The sequence below is a fragment of the Alkalibaculum bacchi genome (assembly GCF_937875145.1).
GTDB lineage: Bacteria > Bacillota > Clostridia > Eubacteriales > Alkalibacteraceae > Alkalibaculum > Alkalibaculum bacchi_A.
In genome coordinates, this window is record NZ_CALNCS010000098.1 from 1 (window position 1) to 2,012 (window position 2,012).

Consider the following 2,012-nt stretch of genomic DNA (forward strand, 5'->3'; position numbering starts at 1 on the left):
CGTTAAGGAGACTGCTGACGCCATAAACGGTCTGCTTATACGCTTCGGGTTTACCAATTTTAAGGTAGCGATTTCCGAAGACGGCAAACATTACCGCATTGAGCGCAACGACGGGACCCCCGTTAATGACACGCTTAGCGAGGGCGAGTCGAGTTTTTTGACCTTCCTTTACTTTTACCATCTCATGAATGGAAGCCTTGAAACTACAGGGACGACCGACAAGCGTGTTGTCGTGATTGATGATCCAATTACGAGCATGGACGCTGACGTATTGTTTGTTGTCAGTTCACTTGTGCGTCAGCTTGAGAAAGAAGCACGAGATGGAAGCAGCAAAACCGAGCAGCTAATTGTCTTGACGCACAACATTACGTTTCATCGTGAAATTACTTATATACGCGGTGGCGAAGGTGATAAGAAAACTTCGTATTACGTAATTCGCAAGGCTGGTGGGCACTCTAAAATCGAGCACTGCGTTAATAATCCCGTTAGCAGTACATACGAGTTGCTATGGACAGATCTATGTCGTTCCGACTGCAGCTCGCTAACAGCGCAAAACATTTCTCGGCGCATAACCGAGACGTTCTTCAAGCTAGTGGGAGGACTTGAACCAGATGACATTATTGCTGCTATGTCGAGCCCTGACCGAGAGGTTGCACGTTCATTCATGTCCTGGGCTCATGCAGGTTCCCACAGCCCCTTTGATGATGAGACGTTCGTGAACTCAACTGAGACGACCGATGTGTACAGGCGTGTACTTGGTTTGGTATTTGAAAATGCAGGATATGAAAAGCACTACAAGGAAATGATTGCCAAGTGTAGCGAGCGTGCGAACCAAAACTAGGCGTCAGCTGTCAATTTGCGAAAGAAATCTTAGATCAGGGGGCGCGGACAAACAAGTCCGAATTGGAGTGAAAGGGGCGCATCCTCGCATAGGCGAGTTCGAGAGCAAACCATCTCCCGGACACTATTTCGCACGCGGTTCATAGGAATACCATCAGGTTAGCCAGGCAAGCCCATGAGCGCTGACATGACGTCGCCACCTGTCGAGTACGTCGAGTACTTCGACAACACTCTGGCGGTGTACCGGGGATCTATGGATTTGCAAAAATAGATGAGGCCCAAGATTCTCTCTGGCTCGCCTTCGCCATATCGCAGATACCTGTACAGCTCTGATTTAAGCTGCCCCTTTCTCCTCGCCCCGATGCTCAAACTCCCCTCTGGGGTCACGGTGACACCCGTGATTCTCCTGGCATCGCCTCTTCCGACGCAACGGGTTTTCTGCGCGTTCAGCTTGAAGCCGTATTGGGATAGCACGGTGTCCACCATTTGAACGACTCGAGCCTTGTCAATCCAGCGATCAGATGAGATACAGATGTCGTCCGAGTATCTTGAGTAGCGGTAGGCGATCCCTAGCTGGCCTTTTATCTCGGCGTCGGCGGGAAGCAGTATTCTGTTGGCAATCGCGGGGGAGGATGGGCTCCCGACCGCCAGGCCACCACCCATCGTAGAGAGGTCCGTGAGCAGCATGGCTTCGTCAACCGCGAGCTCACGTGGGGCTGCTTCGGCTTTCTCCTGAATGCTGAGACCCGAGAAGACCCGAAACACTCTCGCCGATTTGCAGCTTGGGAAAAAGCTCCTGATATCCAGATATAGGTGATGAGCGTCCCTCTGATGGATTGACGCATTTTCGACGATTGACGATCCGGGTTCATATGCCGTGACGAACGATGGAAGACGGCCGCTGGAGGCCCTGACAAGATCTGATATCCAGCACTGTATTAGCTTGAGCTCTGGCTTGGGGGCAAATAGCACCCTGCCATCGACAGCAAACCGCCGGTAGTTCTGCCGGGAAGAGTTTGCGAGCGCTCTGATAGCCTCGGGAGAAAGGGGTAGGTCCTCAGCGATCGTATCGACGATAGACATCCTTTGCCCCCACTACTCCCATTTTTCGCTTCCTAAGAAGCACCTGGGCGATCACGCGCTTGAAGTCCGGGTCATTCGCTCCCTTAAAC

At 52.0% G+C, this 2,012-nt stretch carries 2 protein-coding genes; one reads left to right on the forward strand and one right to left on the reverse strand.

The features are described from left to right. Positions 1–841, forward strand: an 841-nt coding sequence (locus Q7P22_RS06300; RefSeq protein WP_303862059.1) for an AAA family ATPase, incomplete at its 5' end; no start/stop codon positions are given. Between the two features lie 158 nt (positions 842–999). Here the strand turns inward: Q7P22_RS06300 and Q7P22_RS06305 are convergent. Continuing rightward, positions 1,000–1,923 (reverse strand): reverse transcriptase domain-containing protein, encoded by a 924-nt coding sequence (locus tag Q7P22_RS06305; protein WP_303862062.1) that lies wholly within the window; start codon positions 1,921–1,923, stop codon positions 1,000–1,002. Positions 1,924–2,012: the final 89 nt, after the last annotated feature.

Coding starts and splice junctions, on each gene's coding strand:
- Q7P22_RS06305 (WP_303862062.1), bottom strand. CDS start 1,923: ATGTCTATCGTCGATACGATCGCTGAGGACCTACCCCTTTCTCCCGAG.